This is a genomic window from Rhodoferax sp. PAMC 29310 (assembly GCF_017948265.1).
Classification (GTDB): Bacteria; Pseudomonadota; Gammaproteobacteria; order Burkholderiales; family Burkholderiaceae_C; genus Rhodoferax.
Genome location: NZ_CP072852.1, coordinates 933,597 through 951,050 on the forward strand (window position 1 = coordinate 933,597; position 17,454 = coordinate 951,050).

General features: G+C 57.1%; 19 protein-coding genes and 2 pseudogenes. 8 read left to right on the forward strand and 13 right to left on the reverse strand.

The window, feature by feature from the left end:
• Positions 1 to 88: 88 nt before the first annotated feature.
• Both ispD and ispF read left to right on the forward strand, forming a co-directional pair.
• On the forward strand, positions 89 to 832 hold the full coding sequence (gene ispD, locus J8G15_RS04315) for a 2-C-methyl-D-erythritol 4-phosphate cytidylyltransferase (RefSeq protein WP_210546326.1): 744 nt from the start codon (positions 89 to 91) through the stop codon (positions 830 to 832).
• Complete coding sequence (gene ispF, locus J8G15_RS04320; RefSeq protein WP_210546327.1) at positions 829 to 1,317, forward strand: 2-C-methyl-D-erythritol 2,4-cyclodiphosphate synthase; 489 nt, start codon at positions 829 to 831, stop codon at positions 1,315 to 1,317. Before ispD ends, ispF begins: the two co-directional genes overlap by 4 nt.
• Before the next feature lie 237 nt (positions 1,318 to 1,554).
• Here the strand turns inward: ispF and J8G15_RS04325 are convergent, their stop codons facing one another.
• The 5 genes and pseudogenes from J8G15_RS04325 to J8G15_RS04345 form a co-directional block, all read right to left on the reverse strand.
• Positions 1,555 to 2,223: a hypothetical protein gene (locus J8G15_RS04325; RefSeq protein ID WP_210546328.1), complete on the reverse strand. Its 669-nt coding sequence runs from the start codon at positions 2,221 to 2,223 to the stop codon at positions 1,555 to 1,557.
• 70 nt (positions 2,224 to 2,293) lie between these two features.
• Positions 2,294 to 2,578, reverse strand: a pseudogene (locus J8G15_RS04330) (transposase); the annotation flags it as partial.
• A gap of 34 nt (positions 2,579 to 2,612) precedes the next feature.
• Complete coding sequence (locus J8G15_RS04335; RefSeq protein ID WP_210544748.1) at positions 2,613 to 3,842, reverse strand: IS256 family transposase; 1,230 nt, start codon at positions 3,840 to 3,842, stop codon at positions 2,613 to 2,615.
• A 697-nt stretch (positions 3,843 to 4,539) separates the two neighbouring features.
• Positions 4,540 to 5,460 (reverse strand): annotated as a pseudogene (locus J8G15_RS04340) (histone deacetylase).
• Positions 5,461 to 5,632: 172 nt separating this feature from the next.
• The gene (locus J8G15_RS04345) at positions 5,633 to 6,538 is read right to left on the reverse strand and encodes a CoA transferase (protein ID WP_210546329.1); all 906 of its coding nucleotides are present in this window, start codon (positions 6,536 to 6,538) and stop codon (positions 5,633 to 5,635) included.
• A 106-nt stretch (positions 6,539 to 6,644) separates the two neighbouring features.
• Between J8G15_RS04345 and J8G15_RS04350 the strand changes: the two genes are divergently transcribed.
• On the forward strand, positions 6,645 to 7,667 hold the full coding sequence (locus tag J8G15_RS04350; protein ID WP_240538439.1) for a 3'-5' exonuclease: 1,023 nt from the start codon (positions 6,645 to 6,647) through the stop codon (positions 7,665 to 7,667).
• A 126-nt stretch (positions 7,668 to 7,793) separates the two neighbouring features.
• Positions 7,794 to 9,038, forward strand: coding sequence for a nitronate monooxygenase (locus J8G15_RS04355; RefSeq protein WP_210546330.1), 1,245 nt, complete (start codon positions 7,794 to 7,796; stop codon positions 9,036 to 9,038).
• A 75-nt stretch (positions 9,039 to 9,113) separates the two neighbouring features.
• Here the strand turns inward: J8G15_RS04355 and J8G15_RS04360 are convergent, their stop codons facing one another.
• From J8G15_RS04360 to J8G15_RS21400, 6 genes are all read right to left on the reverse strand, one after another.
• Positions 9,114 to 10,340: a hypothetical protein gene (locus tag J8G15_RS04360; protein WP_210546331.1), complete on the reverse strand. Its 1,227-nt coding sequence runs from the start codon at positions 10,338 to 10,340 to the stop codon at positions 9,114 to 9,116.
• Positions 10,341 to 10,364: 24 nt separating this feature from the next.
• The gene (locus tag J8G15_RS04365; protein WP_210546332.1) at positions 10,365 to 11,114 is read right to left on the reverse strand and encodes a hypothetical protein; all 750 of its coding nucleotides are present in this window, start codon (positions 11,112 to 11,114) and stop codon (positions 10,365 to 10,367) included.
• Positions 11,115 to 11,131: 17 nt separating this feature from the next.
• Positions 11,132 to 11,710, reverse strand: a complete 579-nt coding sequence (locus tag J8G15_RS04370) for a hypothetical protein (RefSeq protein ID WP_210546333.1) — start codon at positions 11,708 to 11,710, stop codon at positions 11,132 to 11,134.
• Positions 11,711 to 11,721: 11 nt separating this feature from the next.
• Positions 11,722 to 11,997 carry a DnaJ domain-containing protein gene (locus J8G15_RS04375; RefSeq protein ID WP_210546334.1) on the reverse strand — a complete coding sequence of 92 codons (276 nt, stop codon included), beginning with the start codon at positions 11,995 to 11,997 and terminating at the stop codon, positions 11,722 to 11,724.
• Between the two features lie 285 nt (positions 11,998 to 12,282).
• On the reverse strand, positions 12,283 to 12,507 hold the full coding sequence (locus J8G15_RS21395; protein WP_240538440.1) for a hypothetical protein: 225 nt from the start codon (positions 12,505 to 12,507) through the stop codon (positions 12,283 to 12,285).
• A gap of 82 nt (positions 12,508 to 12,589) precedes the next feature.
• Entirely contained in the window at positions 12,590 to 12,880 is a 291-nt protein-coding gene (locus J8G15_RS21400) for a cyclic nucleotide-binding domain-containing protein (RefSeq protein WP_240538441.1), read from the reverse strand.
• 93 nt (positions 12,881 to 12,973) lie between these two features.
• On the opposite strand from J8G15_RS21400, the gene J8G15_RS04385 reads away from it, so the two are divergent.
• The 4 genes from J8G15_RS04385 to J8G15_RS04400 all read left to right on the forward strand — a co-directional run bounded on the left by J8G15_RS04385 (position 12,974) and on the right by J8G15_RS04400 (position 14,687).
• Positions 12,974 to 13,741 carry a class II aldolase/adducin family protein gene (locus tag J8G15_RS04385; RefSeq protein WP_210546335.1) on the forward strand — a complete coding sequence of 256 codons (768 nt, stop codon included), beginning with the start codon at positions 12,974 to 12,976 and terminating at the stop codon, positions 13,739 to 13,741.
• Positions 13,742 to 13,754: 13 nt separating this feature from the next.
• A complete protein-coding gene (locus J8G15_RS04390; RefSeq protein WP_210546336.1) occupies positions 13,755 to 13,922 on the forward strand; it encodes a hypothetical protein in 168 nt (55 codons plus the stop codon).
• Positions 13,919 to 14,242 carry a hypothetical protein gene (locus J8G15_RS04395; protein WP_210546337.1) on the forward strand — a complete coding sequence of 108 codons (324 nt, stop codon included), beginning with the start codon at positions 13,919 to 13,921 and terminating at the stop codon, positions 14,240 to 14,242. Before J8G15_RS04390 ends, J8G15_RS04395 begins: the two co-directional genes overlap by 4 nt.
• Before the next feature lie 136 nt (positions 14,243 to 14,378).
• A complete protein-coding gene (locus J8G15_RS04400; protein WP_210546338.1) occupies positions 14,379 to 14,687 on the forward strand; it encodes a high-potential iron-sulfur protein in 309 nt (102 codons plus the stop codon).
• Positions 14,688 to 14,747: 60 nt separating this feature from the next.
• On the opposite strand, the gene J8G15_RS04405 is transcribed toward J8G15_RS04400, so the two are convergent.
• Both J8G15_RS04405 and J8G15_RS04410 read right to left on the reverse strand, forming a co-directional pair.
• Positions 14,748 to 15,377: a response regulator transcription factor gene (locus tag J8G15_RS04405; protein ID WP_210546339.1), complete on the reverse strand. Its 630-nt coding sequence runs from the start codon at positions 15,375 to 15,377 to the stop codon at positions 14,748 to 14,750.
• 34 nt (positions 15,378 to 15,411) lie between these two features.
• Entirely contained in the window at positions 15,412 to 17,340 is a 1,929-nt protein-coding gene (locus J8G15_RS04410; protein ID WP_210546340.1) for a nitrogen regulation protein NR(II), read from the reverse strand.
• Between the last annotated feature and the right edge of the window lie 114 nt (positions 17,341 to 17,454).

Here is a 17,454-nt window from a genome sequence, read left to right on the forward strand (position 1 = left end):
CAAAAACACAAATGCAAAACACCCTCTCGGCTCAAGGCAGGGGGTGTTTTGCGGCTGACACTGGCGGCGATTTTAGAATGGGCTCACTTTGACCACACCTACCCACTCCAATTCCCCCGTCCCGATCAGGTTCTGGGCCCTGATTCCCTGCGCGGGCACGGGCTCCCGCTCCGGCGCAGCAGGCCCCAAGCAATACCAGACGCTGGCCGGCCAGCCCATGGTGCTGCACACCCTGGCCGCTTTTGACGCCGTGCCGCGCCTGACCCAAACCGTGGTCGTGGTGGCGCCAGATGATAAATTTTTCGCATCCGTAGATGCTTCTTTTTCGATAGCGGCTTGCGGAGGTCCGACAAGGGCTACAAGCGTTTTTAATGGTTTAGAGTCGTTATTGATCAAAGGCGCCGTGGCGCAAGACTGGGCCTTGGTGCACGACGCCGCCCGCTGCTTGGTCACCCCTGCGCAAATCAATGCCCTGATTGACGCCTGCGAAGACGACGAGGTGGGCGGCCTGCTGGCCCACAAACTGCCCGACACGCTGAAACAAGAAGTGGCGGGGCGGGTGGGCCAAACCCTGGACCGCAGCGACAAATGGCTGGCCCAAACGCCACAAATGTTCCGCATCGGCACCCTGATGACCGCACTAGCCCAAGCCGGCGACCAGGTCACGGATGAGTCCAGCGCCATTGAGGCCCTGGGCCTTAAACCCAAACTGGTGCCCGGCAGCGCCCAAAACTTCAAGGTCACCTACCCGGAAGACTTTGCCCTTGCCGAAGCCGTGCTGACAGCGCGCACTGCCCCGACAATTCCAGCTCTATTGAAAGAACCCGTATGAAGATCAGAGTTGGAGAAGGTTGGGACATTCACGCCCTGGTAGAAGGGCGCAAACTGATCTTGGGCGGTGTTGAGGTGCCGTTTCATCTGGGCCTGCTGGGCCACTCGGACGCTGATGTGCTCCTGCACGCCATCACCGACGCCTTGTTGGGTGCGGCCGCCATGGGCGACATTGGCACCCATTTCCCGGACACCGACGCCACCTTCAAAGGCGCAGACTCTGCCGTGCTGTTGGCCGAGGCCGCACGCCGGGTACGCGAAAAAGGCTACGAGATTGGCAACGTGGACAGCACCGTCATCGCCCAAGCCCCCAAACTGATGCCCCACATGCCCGCCATGCGCGCCAGCATCGCCAAAGCGCTGGGAGTGGACGTGGATCAGGTCAATGTGAAAGCCAAAACGGCGGAAAAGATGGGGCCCGTGGGGTTGGGGCAGGCTATGGAGGCTCGGGCTGTGGTGCTGTTGATCAAGAGTGAACTGATATGAGGTTCATGGTCTGCAAAGGTAGGGGCCAGCCTTGGCATTGAGCGTACGGCTTCAATCCGCTGTGCGGGGCGCTTGACACCATCCAACCACGGCAATTCAACGGCCAATACCTCGCGGTGACGGTGAGTGCCGCAATTTCGGCATTTGAGCCAGGATCAGTCCATGGCAGGCGTCGGCTTTCGAGTACGCTAACGTTTGAAATAAGCGGCGCCGTAGGCGATCCACTGGAATGAAGGGTTAGACAATAAGTTCACGCTTGATGGAAATTCGCAGTTCCACATAGAGCTTTCGCACTTGTTTGATCAATTCGCATACCTCATCGGTGAGTGCATCGTATTTAGCCATCTGTTCGGGGGATCCATCGCCCTCGCGATCGCAGTTAAGTCCCGGCACCATACAAAAGCGTAAATCTTCACCAGATTGTTTTGACGGAAATACGAAGAATTTGTAGCTGATGAATTCAAGCAAATTATTTGCTTCGACAAGAAAGTCATTAGAACGCCCATCTAAAGTCTTTCTAAGGAACGTATTCTGGGTTGCAACAAGAACGCGACAAAAATTATCAAGTCTGCTGACGCCGCTCGATCGATACGAATGATCATTCGATAAAACTTCCAAGAACCAATCAAGCTGCTGCTCGGTCAGTTCAGAATCAGCTTTTAAAAAGATGGAACGGTCATGTTCGATCTCAAGTGAGGTTCGCTCTTGCTTAGAGCGCGAGCGCAAAGCATCGTAAATGCCGGTATTGACCAAGTGGTATACGAGTGCAAGAGCACATAGGGCGAATCCCCAAGCTGCGTCATTTGGGCCAGAAATTCTGACGTCAAACTGCTTTTGAAGTAGCGCATCAAGAATTTTCTCCCACAAGGGTGTAGATATCAAAGCGATCCCAGAAACCACCATCACCCACGTAATTCTGTTGTAGAACTTTGGCCTGAGAGAGGGTGTCCCGAATTTTGTGTAAACGGCGGTTAAGTTAGACGCGCGGCATGCGCTCGTCAAACTGAATGGTAAAGCGGTTCAGAGCAGCCTTCCAATCCCGAATCGGCATCGTCCATTTCTGGCTGATGTTGTTCAGTGCCAGATAGAACAGCTTGAACACTGCGTCCTCAGATGGGAACGAGCCGCGGGTCTTGGTTATTTTGCGCAGGCTCATGTTCACGGACTCAATGGCGTTGGTCGTGTAAATCACTTTTCGGATGTCTGGCGGGTATTCAAAGAACGGTATCAAGTGTGTCCAGTTGCGCCGCCAGGAGCGCGAGGGTGTCCCGAATTTTGTGTAAACGGCGGTTAAGTTAGACGCGCGGCATGCGCTCGTCAAACTGAATGGTAAAGCGGTTCAGAGCAGCCTTCCAATCCCGAATCGGCATCGTCCATTTCTGGCTGATGTTGTTCAGTGCCAGATAGAACAGCTTGAACACTGCGTCCTCAGTTGGGAACGAGCCGCGGGTCTTGGTTATTTTGCGCAGGCTCATGTTCACGGACTCAATGGCGTTGGTCGTGTAAATCACTTTTCGGATGTCTGGCGGGTATTCAAAGAACGGTATCAAGCGTGTCCAGTTGCGCCGCCAGGAGCGCCCAATCGGAGCGAAGGAATCGTCCCATTTGACCTCGAATGCCGTGAGTTGTCGCTCAGCTTCGGATTCAGTGGGCGCAGCGTAAATCAGCCGCAAATCCGCGGCGACTTCCTTGCGCTGTTTCCACCCCACGAAGTTCAGGCTGTGACGCACCATGTGAACAATGCAAAGCTGCACCGTCGCCTTGGGGAAGACTGCCTCAATGGCGTCAGGGAAACCTTTGAGCCCATCTACGCAGGCGATAAAGATGTCAGCCACGCCCCGATTCTTCAGTTCAGTCACCACCTGCAGCCAGAACTTGGCCCCTTCGGTTTGGGCCATCCACAGGCCCAGTACCTCTTTGAGGCCGTCCAGGTTGACGCCAATGGCCAAGTACAGGGCCTTGACCCGCACAGTACCGTTGTCGCGCACCTTGACGTGAATGCAGTCCATGTAGACGATGGGGTACAGCGCCTCCAAGGGGCGCGACTGCCAGGCTTTGACCTCGTCCATGACGGCGTCGGTCACGGATGAAATCAGGGTAGGAGACACTTCGGCGCCGTACATCTCCTGCAGATGGCCTTGAATCTCGCGTACCGTCATGCCTCGGGCATACAGCGACAGTATCTTGTCGTCAAAGCCGCTCCAGCGGGTCTGGTGTTTGCCAATCAGTTGGGGCTCGAAGGTGCCGGCGCGGTCACGGGGGATTTCTATGGGTAGCTGGCCAAAATCGCCTTTGAGCGTTTTCTTGCTGCACCCGTTGCGGGTGTTGCCCGCTTCATTGGCAACCAACTGGTTCTTGCCGTGACCCAGGTGGCCGGTCAATTCGGCTTGCAAAGCTCGCTCGACCAAGGCTTTGGTGAGCTGCGTCAAGAGGCCATTCTGGCCAATCAGGTCTTCGGGCTTTTTGTAGTCGGCCAACAGGGCGTCAATCAGCTCGGCGGGTAAGGGTTTCATCTCTACGGTCATCTCGGCTCCATGCAAGACAGCAGTTTCCTGCCAAATAACCGTTTACACAAAACTTCTTACACCCTCGCCTGAGAAGCTCAATAAGCTTGACAACCTGTTCAAATACTTCTTGCGATTTGATGATGTGCACCTTGTGATCTAACGTAATTTTTGCATCAAGACCTGCGGAATAAACTGGACCTGGATTCCTTCTGGGAGTGGCTTGCCGCCTTACTTTCGGCGACTTTATCGGAAATTTGCAAAGGTACAAAAACCCTGAAAAACCTCTTCGAGCAATTCTAGCCACGGACAGGTAAATAATCATTATTGAGAGCAGTTGTCGTATGTTCGTCCGGCACGTCAGAAGTCATTTCCTGCGTCGTCAAATCATCAAGTAATGTCTGCTTACAGTCCGCGAGTTTGACTGTATTGAAGACCGCATTGGGTAGGGAATTACCGGCGGCAGCCGAAGGTGGACAGACCACTTTGGGTCTAAAAAAGTCTCACGCCTTGCCATGGTGGGTATTTGAAAAGAACATGCAACATCCCAGGCAAACGCCTCTCGAACTTCAGTTTTCCTGAAAAAAAGTAGTTCCAGTCCTCGTGCAATAAGCGCAAGTAGCTACTAATTGCATAGCGCAGGAGGCGAGGTATCGTGCGCAGCCGCTGATCAGTGGCGATGCCCGCCACGTAGCAGAAAGCCGTGGCAATGTCGGCTCTACCCGCGCCAGCGCCGCCAGTGCTCAAGCGCCTCACGCCAGGTGTTGACCTGCACTTGTACCGTTGCTTCAATCTGGTTGCCATAGCCACCCGCCATGGCCATGACCAGGGGAACACGGCGCTGCCATGCCCAGTCAAACACCCGACGGTCCCGCGCCTTCAGACCCTCATAACTGAACTTCAGGCGGCCCAGGCGGTCGCCTTCAAAGGGGTCGGCACCGGCCAGATAAAACACAAAGGAGGGCGTGAAGCGACTGTCCAAGTCAAGCAGGGCTTGCTCCAGCGCGGGCAGGTAGTCCGCATCGCCGCAGCCGTCGGGCAGGCCGATGTCCAGGTCGCTCGTCTCTTTGCGAAACGGAAAGTTCTTTTCGCCATGCATCGACAGCGTGAAGACGCTGGCGTCGCCTTGAAAGATGCTGGCCGTGCCATTGCCCTGGTGCACGTCCAGGTCAATGACGGCCACCTGCAAGGGCGCTTGATGGGTTTTGGCGTGCTCGGCCTGCAACTAACAGGTCGCGACCGCCACGTCGTTGAAGACGCAAAACCCGCTGCCCCGGTCGGCATAGGAGTGATGGGTGCCACCGGCGAGGTTGGCGGCAATGCCTTCAGACCACGCCGAGCGGCAAGCGGCCACCGTGGCGCCCACTGATCTCCGCGCCCGCTCACTCATGGCCTCGCTCCACGGAAAACCAATCTCGCGCATGGCCTTGGGGTCGATGCGACCGGTGGCGATGGACTGGACATACTCCGGGCTGTGCACCAGCGTCAGGTCGTCGTCTGAGGCGCGCAGGGCTTGGGCCAGTTGCACTTCGGGAAAGTCGGCCTGCAGGCGATCGCGCAGCATTTGGTACTTGGCCATGGGAAAGCGATGGCCGCTGGGCAGGGGCAACACAAACTGGTCGGAGTAGAACGCTTTCATGACTTTATTGTGGCGGCAAGCGGGGCGCCAGATGAAGGCCTAAGGTTTTTTCTGGCTTTGCCAGGGTGGGCCCTTTGCGATGAAGACAGCATTCTCTGGGGACGCATTCCTCAAACCCCATTTTTAATAAGAAATCGGATTCTAGCGCATGTGCAACGGGCGGGAGTAGCTATTATTTTGATAGTGTGTGGAGTGGTATGTCGTGTGCCACTGCCAATTGGTCCAACGCTTTGCTGGTCTTGCTGCTGAAGAATTCAGCCACAGCCTGGTGGGTTTCAGGCGCCATGATGGCGGCGCCGCTGGACAGCGTTATGCCCGCCACGGCGCACAAGGCCTTGGCAAAGTGGGGTTCCAGCGCTGCCACCGCCACCCGGCCGTCTTTGCAGGGGTAGACCCGGTAGCCTGCGTGCCCGCCCCCCACGGCAGCGCCGGGTTGGGTGAGGCCCCAGGTGCGGGGCAGGGCCAGATAGGCTGCTGCGCTGGACAAGGCCACCTCAATCAAGCTGCCTTTGCCTTTGAGGCGCTGCACCAGCGTGGCCTGCAAAACGGCCTCCGTTGTCATCAGGGAGCCGCCCATGTCGGCGTACAGCGTGGCGGGTAGCTCCAGCCCCGTGACCAGGTCGTTTTCAGCCAGGTAGGTTAGGTCGTGGCCCGGCTCCTCGGCCCGCTCGCCCGGGGCGCCCACGATGGTGACCATGGAGAGCAGGGGGTAGAGCTTGCGCAGAGCTTTCCACTCCAGCCCCAGTTTGCGCAAGGCCGACGGGCGAAAAGACGTTAACAGCACGTCGGCTTTGGCCAATTCTCGGTGCAGGGTCTTTTGGCCTTTGTCAGACTTCAGGTCAGCCACCACCAAGAGCACGCCTTGGTGCATGGCTTCATAACCGGTTCGGTTGTAGGTGCCCATGGGGTCGCCAGACGGCGCGTTGGCCAGGGGTGGCGGCTCCAGCTTGACACAGGTTGCGCCCATCTGTTTAAGGCGCATCACGGCGGCGGGGCCGGGCAGATTGAGCGCAAGGCTGAGAACGCGGACGCCCCGCAGTGGCGTCAGGGCGGATGAAGAGGCTGTTTTCTGGGTCATGGGCTCATTTATACAGGGGCTGGGTGGCGTGGCTGTCGCGCAAGTGCCGCCGGAGTGCGGTGTAATGCCGGCCTGAAGTAATTTGACATGAATACGAAAGCACGCCGTGACCGACCCGCAACTCTCGCTTGAATTTGACAACGGCGAGCCGCCTCGGCCGGCCCCACCCAAGCTCAAACCCCGCGCCAAACCGAAGGCCGTGGTCAAGTCCGCCACCGCGCCCGCGCTAGACGTGGCACAAATGGCCGCGCTGGTGGCGGCCCATGCCGACTACCGGGTGCTTCGGCGCCTGCAGCCGGTGCATCACTTTGCCCGCGCCGCCCAAGGCCCCGTCACCCGCGTGATCGTGCTGGACACGGAAACCACCGGGCTGGACCACGCCACCGACAAAATTATTGAGCTGGCCATGCTGCGCGTTGATGTAGACAACGCCACTGGCTTGCCCGTGGGGGATGTCACGGTGTACGACGGCCTGGAAGACCCGGGCCGGCCGGTGTCGGCTGAAATTCAGGCCATTACCGGAATCTCGACCGACATGGTGAAGGGCATGCACCTGGATGAGACACTGATTGCCAGTCTGTTGAGCGACGTCGATCTGGTGATTGCCCATAACGCGGGCTTTGACCGCCCGTTTTGCGAAGCGCGCATGCCCGCGTTCGCCCAATTGGCGTGGGGCTGCTCGTTTGCGGACATTGACTGGAAAGCGGAGGGCCAGAGTTCCGCCAAGTTGGGATATTTGGCGTTGGACAAAGGTTGGTTTTATGACGCCCACCGGGCTGAAGTGGATTGCCACGCTTTGCTCGCGGTGCTGGCGGAGTCTTTGCCGCAAACGGGTCAAAGTGGTTTGGCCAAAATAATGGCGGCCAGTCGCGCGCCGAGTTTTCGTCTGCAGGCGACCAATGCGCCGTTTGATGCCAAAGACCTGTTGAAGGCCCGTGGCTATCGCTGGAATGCCGAGCACCGGGTTTGGCACACCCGATTGGTTGACGAAGCGCAACTAAATGACGAATTGGCCTGGCTGAAGGCAGAGGTTTATGACAACCGACCGGCCCGTGTGCAGGTGGAGAAACTCGACGCGGCGGTGAACTACTCCAGCCGTGTAGGGGAAATAACCCTGCGCCAGCTGTGAGAGGAGGGCGGGGTAGAATTGAAGGCAGACAGAGTCGTTTTGGCTTGCCATTTTTCTCTCTCCGCCAACGGGTTCGCGTGTGCGACAAGACCGCTGCCGGGGATGCAGAAGTACCCGAGGAATTCCATGAAGCGTGTTGATGATTTTCGCCTGAAGTTCGGAAAAAAAGAGTATGTCCCCATCATGGTGGGCGGCATGGGCGTCGATATTTCTACGGCTGAACTGGCGCTGGAAACAGCCCGCCTGGGTGGCATTGGCCACATCTCTGACGCCATGGTGCCCGACGTGTCTGACCGCCGTTTTGACACCAGTTTTGTCAAGGAAAAGACGAAGTTCTACAAGCACAACATCGACAACTCCGACAAGTCCATCATCAAGTTTGACTTGGGCGTGCTGGCGGAAGCCACCAAGCGCCATGTTGAAGCGACGATGGACGCCAAAACCGGTGACGGCATGGTGTTTGTCAATTGCATGGAAAAGCTGACCATGAACGCGCCTCGCGAGACGCTGCAGGTGCGCATGGCGTCGGCTCTGGATGCTGGCATTGATGGCATCACACTGAGCGCGGGTTTGCACCTGGGCTCTTTCGCGTTGATTGCGGATCACCCCCGTTTTCACGATGCCAAGCTGGGCATCATCGTGTCGTCCGTTCGGGCGCTGCAACTGTTCTTGCGCAAAACCTCGCGCCTGAACCGCCTGCCAGACTACATCATTGTGGAAGGCCCGTTGGCCGGTGGTCACCTGGGTTTTGGCCTGGATTGGGCGCAATACGATCTGGCCACCATCGTGACCGAAGTGGTTCAGTTCTTGAAGAACGAACACCTTGAGATCCCGGTCATTGCCGCAGGCGGCATTTTTACCGGCAGTGACGCGGTGTCGTTCTTGGAGAACGGTTCTGCTGGCGTTCAAGTCGCCACGCGTTTCACGGTGTCCAACGAGTGTGGCTTGCCTGACAAGGTCAAACAAGATTACTTCAATGCCACGGAAGCCGACGTGGTGGTCAACACCATTTCGCCAACCGGCTACCCCATGCGCATGCTGAAGGGCTCGCCCGCGATTGGCGCGGGTATTCGCCCCAACTGCGAGGCCTATGGCTACTTGCTGGACGGCACGGGCAATTGCTCTTACATCACGGCGTACAACCAGCAAATCGTGTTGCACCCCGATGTCAAAAACATCTCGGTCATGGACAAAACTTGTCTTTGCACCCACATGCGCAACTTCAACCTCTGGACTTGCGGTCAATACACCTACCGCCTGAAGGACACCACCCACCAACTGGCGGATGGCACCTACCAGACCTTGAGCGCCGAGCACATCTTTAAGGACTATCAGTTCAGCGTCGACGAAAAAATCGCGATGCCGGCTTAAAGTTGGGCAGCCGCTACCAGCGAACAAAAAAGCCCCGTTGAAACGGGGCTTTTTTTACGGGCGCTGGTTGCTGAGCTAGCTGACGTTGCACTCCAACCGAAGCAGGTTGATGGCATCTTTCAATTCGTAGTCAAAGTCACTGGTCAGGGTATTGGCGGACTCTTCCACAAAGTCGTCCCACATCCGAAGGTAGGCGTCCTGGTGCACGGCCGGGGCGTGTTCGTTGATGAACTGGGTGGCCAGCTCCGGCTTGAGCCCGGATTTGCGGATTTTGCGAACCAGTGCGGCCGCCCCTTTTTCTGTCAGCAGCGTTTTGGGGGTCGAAGCCGCTGCCACGCTCAAGAACAGCGTCATGAGTGAGCCTTCGTCATTGTGGCCGCCAGTGGCCTTGTTCCAGGCCTCAGAGGCGGTTCGGTCGAAATGGTCCACCTCGCTCAGACCGTCTTCCAGCCAAAAGTAGCGCCCCATGAAGGCGGGTGTCTGATCAAACAGGCGACGAGTCGGCAAACTGGCATCAAGCATCTTGGGCAAATCCGCCAAGATGGAGGCCCGAATGGTCTCGACAATGGCCTTGAACTCAGGCGGCAGCTGCTTAGGCAAAGCGGGCTGAAAGGCTTCCTGGTCACTGCCATATTTTTTGCGCAGGGCAGAGATGGCCTTGTCAAAAGCCACCCAGTCCGGCATGTCGGTTCGGCGCGTGGCCATCATCAAGAGGCCGGTTCGAATGACGGCTTCAGCGTCTTTGCCGGCTTCTTCCAGTTCGTCAGCGTCCAAGCCCAACTCATTGGCAAACCAGATGGCAGCTTGAATGACACGCTCGACCTGGCTGCGCTTGCTGAGCTCAAGCTGGTAGTCCGCCAGGCTTCTGAGCGTCCATTTGGCCAGATGCGGAATTTGTGTGTCGTTGAAACCACCGGCTTCGTTCATGCCGAAGTGGGTGTTTTGCGGCATGGCAAGCAGGCTTTTGAGCATGTCCGAGGCCGCTTTGGAGCGGGACATAAACGAATGATCCCGCAAAGAAAGCGCGGCTTGGTGCAAATCGCCACCGCTGCTGTGCTCCAGCGTCAGGCTGACCAGATTCACGATGCGGTCCTTGGCCTTTTCCAGATCAGGGCGCAGGTTTTCGTTGCCAAAATAGCGGGCAATTTGCACCATGCCTTTGGGGGCGTCGGTGCAAATGGCGTCCAGCTTGGCTTGATCAATGATGCCGTGGGCCACGCCATAGGCCAGCGCCTTCTCGAAGAAGGGGCAGGCGTCAAACAGCGCAACAGTGGCGGGGGCGGTGGACACGGGCTGAGTCATGAGTGCTTGCTGTGGTGCCAAAGGTCAAATGGCTGATTCTTCGTCGGATTCGCGGGCGGCCGGTGTGGCCTTGCCCCGGTCGGTGTCGCCGGTTTCTACTTTGCCGTCATCCTCTTCCATGGACTCAAACTCGTCGCCTGAGCCGTTTTCAAAGGCGCGGGCTTTGGCGCGCAAGACCAGCAACATCTCGATGAACAGGTCGGTGCACTGGTAGCGAAGAATCCAGGCCAATTCCATCCAATCTTGGTCCGCAACCTCTTCCTGCTCGATGCGCGGTTTGGCATAAGCGTTGGCGAAGAGGGCGGTTTCAGACAGTATCTCACCATCGTCCTCGACCGTGTCAAAGGTGCCGCTTCGCGCAAACGCCTCAATACGGCTCCACTTTTCAGTAAAGTAGTCAGCCAGTGCATCGGCGCCACCCTCCAGGTTGCCAATCGCATCCATGAACTCCACGGGGTCGGCGTCGTCCCTGAAGATGATGGAGTTCATCATGCCCCGCAGATGGGTGTGGGTGAGGTCCTTGTATTGCTTTTCAATGACGACGGCGCGTGCGAACTGCAGGGGCGTGACCATCAGGTTGATGACAGACTCTTTGGAATTGTCGTACTCGCGAATCACGGCCAGGATGTCTTTGGCGGGCAGTTGCTCCAGCACGACCATCAGGGCGCTGTCACCCTCCGTGTCGGCCAGCTCAACCAAAGCGGCTTCGGCGCCCACAATGTCGCCCGAGGCAATCAGGCTTTGGGTTCTCTCAATCAGGGCAAGGTGGTTCATCAAGGTGTCCAATGGGGTTATCGGTCTTTGCGGTCAAAGCCTTGCTCAACCATCCAGTCGGCGCCAGCGTCTTCACGGGCCCGGGCTTCTTTTTCTTCTTCGTCATCACCGTCCTGATACTCACCGTCGCTGTCGCTGTCGTGATCGCGGGCCTCATCAGAATTGTCGTGGTCTTCCTCGTCGCGTGCCGCGGATGCCGGTTTGGCGTCGGCCTTGCCGTAGAGGTATTCCACGCCAGCCGCCACGGTCATGAACCACTCGCCCATGGGTTCCTTCAGGATCTCGCGCACCAAGTCTTGCGTCCACGGCCGCATCTCAATGGCGCCAGCCAGGCTGTCCCACTCGGGTAAATTTTCAGGTTCTTGCGCTACAAGATGGTCCATGACTGAGGGCAACTTGAACTGAAACCCCTGGTGAAACACCACCGCCACCATTTCAGGGCTGACCTGAATCATTTGGCGAAGAAACGTGATTTCTTTGCGTTTGGCGGTCAGGCGCTTGCGTAGTACGTCATGCCCTTCGGAGTCCGAGGTCAGGTCATCAATCTCAGCTTCGTAGGCAGAGCGCAGGTTACGGAAAAAAGAAGAGATTCGCATGGGGGTTGCTTTCACAGTAATTGATTGAAGTAGCTTTGCCAGATCTCACGAGCGGTGTCAATAGGACTGTCCAGCAGGTTGCGCCTGCGGTTGTCGTCGTACGCCTGCCGGCTGGCGTCATCCGAGAGCACTTCATACGCCTCCTGCACGGCGCGAAAGCGCGCGGGTGCAGCGGCGTCCGTGTTTCGGTCAGGGTGGTGCAAGGCCGCTTTTTGGCGGAATGCTTTTTTAATGTCAGCAGGTGTTGCATCGCTGCTCAGGCCCAAGGCCGCGTAATGGTCTTTCATGCAGACGGGCAGAACGTTTTATTCATTGGTTTCATGACATGGATGCTTGCTGAGGTCAGAGCCCCGCGTGGGCCAACCCTCGATTTTAATTCCAAAAAAATGTGCGTCGTTTGGGCTGGCACTGGTACTTGGCGTCATATGCCGCCCGCACTGCGTCGTTGCGGTTTGCCGGGTTCAGTCTATTCCCTGTTTGAGCAGAATGGGCATGGAAACGATGTCAATGCGGCCATAGCCCAGCGCCAAGGCGCCCGACTGAGCGAGTGACTTGAGTTCCTTGCTCAGAGTTTAGCGGGTGATGCCAAGCATGATCGCCAATGACTCTTGCGACACCGACACCATCCGGCGCTGCTCTTGGTCAGGGGCGGCTCCGCCGTAAGCCAGCAAGATCAGTCGGTGGGCCACGCGGGCCCTGGTGGAGCGCATGGCAGCGTCTTCCAGCATGCCACACAACAAACGCAGACGCCCGGCCAGCAGGCGGCAAACGGCCTGCCTGAAGACCGGATCCAGCATCAGGCTTCTGAATGCGTCACGGGGCAAAGCGAGCACTTGGCAGGGCCCGAGAGCGATCGCATCATGCGTGCGAGGCAGCTGGTCAAGCAGTGATCTCGCCAAACCAGTTGCCGGGCTCAAGCACAGCCAATATGGCTTCCCGGCCGTCCTCTCGCAAATTGGAAAACTTGAGGTTACCGTCCAACACTGCAAAAAACACGCCGCCGTCCTCAGGCAGGGCATCGCCCTGGCTAAACAACATATCCCCGTCGCGCAGGCGACAGGTTTCACTGGCGGCAATCAGTCCGTTTTGCAAGCCGCTAGGCAAGCCAGAAAACCAGGGGTTTTGGCGCAGAAACGGGTAGTGCGTAGTATTGGATATGGGGTGACTCAATGGCGACAAGGGCGTTTCTGAAATGTTAAATATTTGACAGATTAGTAGCTAACTGGGCCCTACATTGCGCTCATAACTACCCGGAGACAAAACATGAACATTCCGTCCCTCAAAGATCAAGTCAGCTCTGAAGAGTGGGAAATCCGTTGCGATCTGGCGGCCTGCTACCGGCTGGTGGCGCTGTATGGCTGGAGCGACTTGGTGTTTACCCACATCAGTGCCAAGTTGCCAGACACGGTGACTGGCGGCGAACACCAGTTTTTGATCAACCCTTATGGCTTGATGTTTGACGAAATCACGGCGTCCAGCCTGATCAAGGTCGACATGCAGTGCAACAAGGTGCAGGACAGCCCATTTCCGGTGAATCCTGCAGGTTTTGTCATTCACAGCGCCGTGCATGAGGCCCGCCCCGACGTGCAGTGTGTGATTCACACCCACACCCGGGCGGGTGTGGCGGTGAGTGGTCAAAAGTGTGGCGTGTTGCCCATCAGCCAGCAAAGCACCTTTGTGCTGGCGTCATTGGCCTATCACGGCTACGAGGGCGTTGCCTTCAGGGATGATGAAAAACCGCGTTTGCAGGCCGACCTTGGTCAGGCCAACTTCATGATGCTGAGAAACCACGGCTTGCTGACCGCCGCCGGCACCATTGCGGACGCGTTTCTGGCCATCTACACCTTTGAGAATGCCTGCCAGATTCAACTCAGTGCGCAGGCCAGCGGCGATCTGGTTCAGGTGAACCCACAGGTCGTCCGTGGCGTGGCGCAGGCGATGCGGGTACAAACAGGTGGCATGGGCGGCGCCTTTGTCTGGTCCTCGCTGCTTCGCAAGATAGCCCGTAGCGCCCCTGGTTTCGACGTTTGAGATGATCCAGAGTATGAATTTCCTTCAACTTTTGCCATTGCTGCTGCTGGTGGCGCTAGCGATGGTCATGTTTGGGCTGGGCCTGTCGCTAACCGCCCAGGACTTTCGACGCCTGCTGCAGTCTCCGCCTGCTGCAGTCTCCGCGTGCCGTGCTCATTGCACTGGGCTTCTTTTACAGTGATTGCTGTTGCCAAGGAGTGGTCCGCGCTGCTGGACTCCTTCGCCAGTGTGGGCGTAGCGGTCATTGCCTTCAATGTGGTTAGCCTCGTGGTGGGCTACGTCTGTAGCCGCTGGGCCGGGTTGGACAAAGCCATGGCCACAGCAGTGAGCTTTGAGATCGGCATCCACAACTCGACGTTGGCGATTTTTATCGCGCTGAGCGTGTTGGACAACTTCCAACTCGCCTTGCCGGCAGCCATTTACTCCGTCAGCATGTACTTCACTGCGACCTTGTTTGGCCTGGCTTTGCGGCGAAAAGGGCGAGTCGCGGCACCCGTTTAAACACCGCTGCACGGTTCCTCGCACGGCAGCGGCCAGATAATAAAGTTTAAAAAATAGATGAGTAGCGCGCTGTGGAATATCGTGAGCGCTACAGTGCGCTACGTCTATTTCGACGCTGTTCACATTTTTAAATACCATGACCACCAATCGCAGAACATTTGTTATTCAATCCGTCCTTGGTGCCAGCGCAATTGCTGCCTCTGGTTTGGCGAAGGCGCAAACGATGTTGAAAGATGAAGACCCAACAGCGGTGGCGTTGGGTTACAAAACAGACGGCACAAAAACGGACACCAAAAAATACCCCAAGTACGCTGCGGGTCAAATCTGCTCCAACTGCGCGCTTTACCAAGGTAAGCCCGCCGACGCAGCAGGCGGATGCCCCTTGTTTGCAGGTAAACAGGTCGCAGGCAAAGGCTGGTGCAGTGCTTACGCCAAAAAAGGATAAAGCAGCCAACCGTTCTCTTGGAAAGGCCTTCGTGGCCTTTTTGGGGATTAATGTTTTTGATCAGAGAGCACTTTTGGTGATTGCCAGCAGGGTTGCCAACTCGGCAGAGGATCGAACGTCCAGTTTGGCATACACCCGGGCGCGGTAGACCTCGACAGTTCTCATGGAGACGTTCATCTCATCGGCGATGACCTTGTTAAGTTTCCCCGCCGCAACACGACTCGCCACATCCTTTTCTCGATGTGTCAGGCCAGCGAGTTTTGCACCCCGTACATCGCCAGCGGCTAATCGGGACTGATGTGCTTCGTCGACGGCCATGGCCTCGCGTACCCGGTCCACCAGGGCTGCGTCACCGAATGGTTTCTCAACAAAGTCAAATGCTCCTTTTTTCAGGGCCGCCACAGCCATGCTGATGTCCCCGTGGCCTGTCAAAAAAATAACGGGCAATTCGATGTGCCGGGCCATGAGTTCGTCGTGCACTTGCAAGCCTGACATGGGCTCCATGCGCACGTCCAGCAGGATGCAGCCGCGCGCTGCTGCCGGTTGCGACACTCCCGTCAGCAGCGCCGGCCCAGTGTCATAGCTGCAAACGGGCAAGCCATGAGAAGCAAGCAGGAATTCCAGCGCGGCGCGCACAGGAGGTTCGTCGTCGAGCAAATGGACACAAGGGCTCTTTGGCAAATAACTCATGGGGTGTTTTAGTTGTAGTGGGCTGGGACAGTGGTCATTGACTTGACGAGCGCGTGTCATAAATGGGCAAGGTGAATGAAAACCGTGCGCCGCCCAGCGAGCTTCCCGTTGCGTCCATGCTGCCGTGGTGGACCTCAATGACGGAGCGACAGATGGCCAGTCCCATGCCCATTCCATCTGATTTGGTGGAGTAGAAGGGTGTGCAGAGTTGCTCGATCATCAATCCCCCTAGCCCAGGCCCGTCATCCTCAATGTCCATACTGACAAAGTGTAAGTCCGCCACATACAGAGACAGCCGCAACTTGCCTCCTTTTGCGAATCCCTCCATAGCATCAGAGGCGTTGCGAATGAGGTTGATCAGCACTTGCTCCATCAATATGGGATCGGCGCGGACCAGGGGAAGGTCCTCAATACTGATCCACTCAACGTGAATATTTGAGGCTCTCAGATCCTGCTTCAACAAACTGAGGGCCCTTTGGCCAACGCTCGCCAGATCGCACGCCCCCCATTGGGGCGCGCGGCGGGTCAGGAATTCTCGAATTCGATGGACTATGCGTCCAGCCTCTTTGGCCTGCTCGCCCTGCTGAATGAGCGCGCCCATCACGGCCTGGTTTCCGTAGTTCGCGTCCGACAGCATGCGTTGCAGACCGGCGTTATAACCAATGATGGCGGTCAGCGGCTGATTCAGCTGGTGTGCCAGCGCAGAGGCAATCTCTCCAAGTGTGGTCAAGCGAGACTGGTTGGCCATCGTTTCAGCCTGCTGGCGTTCACGCTCTTCCAGTTTCTTGCGAGCGCTGATGTCGATGATGGAGCCCATCCAGCCAATCTGGGTGCCGTGAGCATCAATGAAAGGTGACTCAAATACCATCACGTTCAACAGGCGACCATCGTGATGGCTCCAAAGTGCTTCGTAACCTTCCCGTGGCGCGTTGCCAGCCAGATTACGTTGGTTGCGGGCCATCACTTCCTCTATGGCGCCAGAGGGCCAGTACGGCATAGGAGGCAACAGGCCTAGCAAATTTTCGGCGGCCAAGCCAACCATCTCACAAAAGGTTCGGTTGACGTAGAGAATTTTCCCCTCAAAGTCTCGGGCTCTCAGCCCCACCAAAGCAGAGTCCTCCATCGCTTTGCGCCAGGCAGCCTCGGTTCGCCAAGAAGCTTCGGCCAGAGTGATTCGCAAGACCTGACGACGCAACAACAAAGTGGCGATCACCATCAGGATCAGAAAACCGGCAACGAGAACCAGCGGCAGGCCCCGCCAAAAAGGGAGAGGATGTTCCCGCAGAGTCAATTGCAAATAAGCGCCCGGCAGATTGCGGCCAACAAGCACGGTGTAACTTTCCCGCTCCGGGGAGGCCAGCGCGAGCGGAACTTGATCGAAAGATGCGATGACTTCCTCGGAAGAGTCCGCAAACTGAACGTCGTATTTTCGAGTCAGCCACCAAGGAATGCCCCGACGCAAAAGTAGTGCGGGCGAGTATCGAACAACGAGTGATTCTTTTCCCACCGCTAGCGAGAGATGGGACGTCGTTGACGGCCCATCCGTGATGTCACCTGCAGTAGAGGTCGCTAGCGGCGCACGTCCAGGCACTTCAGCAACGATGCGATTGTTGCTGTCAAGCCAAGTGACACTTAGCCAAAGTCGGCGTAGACCACTTGCGACTTCGGCGTTTTCCGCCAATGCTACCGCGTTACGTGCAATGTTGGGAATCTGCCGGCCAAGTTCCTCAAGGTGGCTCATCTCACTATCCAGGCGGGATCGCAGCTGCGCTTCGCTGCTCAACGCATCAATGATCATGATTTTGCGGCGTTCATCCGTCTCATCACGGTCCGCGCGATAGGCCCAAACCAGTACGCCTGAAATGAATAGCAGCGCTGACAACAAAGGCAACAACCACAAATTGGACCGAATGCTGTTAAGCAGGTTCGGGTGGTGAGCGATTGTTCCTGGACGGCGCGGCATGGATGAAGTCTAGCGACGGCGGCACACAAGCATTGACCGTGGCGACTGAAAATCAAGGGTAAACCCTTTAATCCAGGCCCTATTCAGTGAGAAATGTGGAAATCCACACTGGCT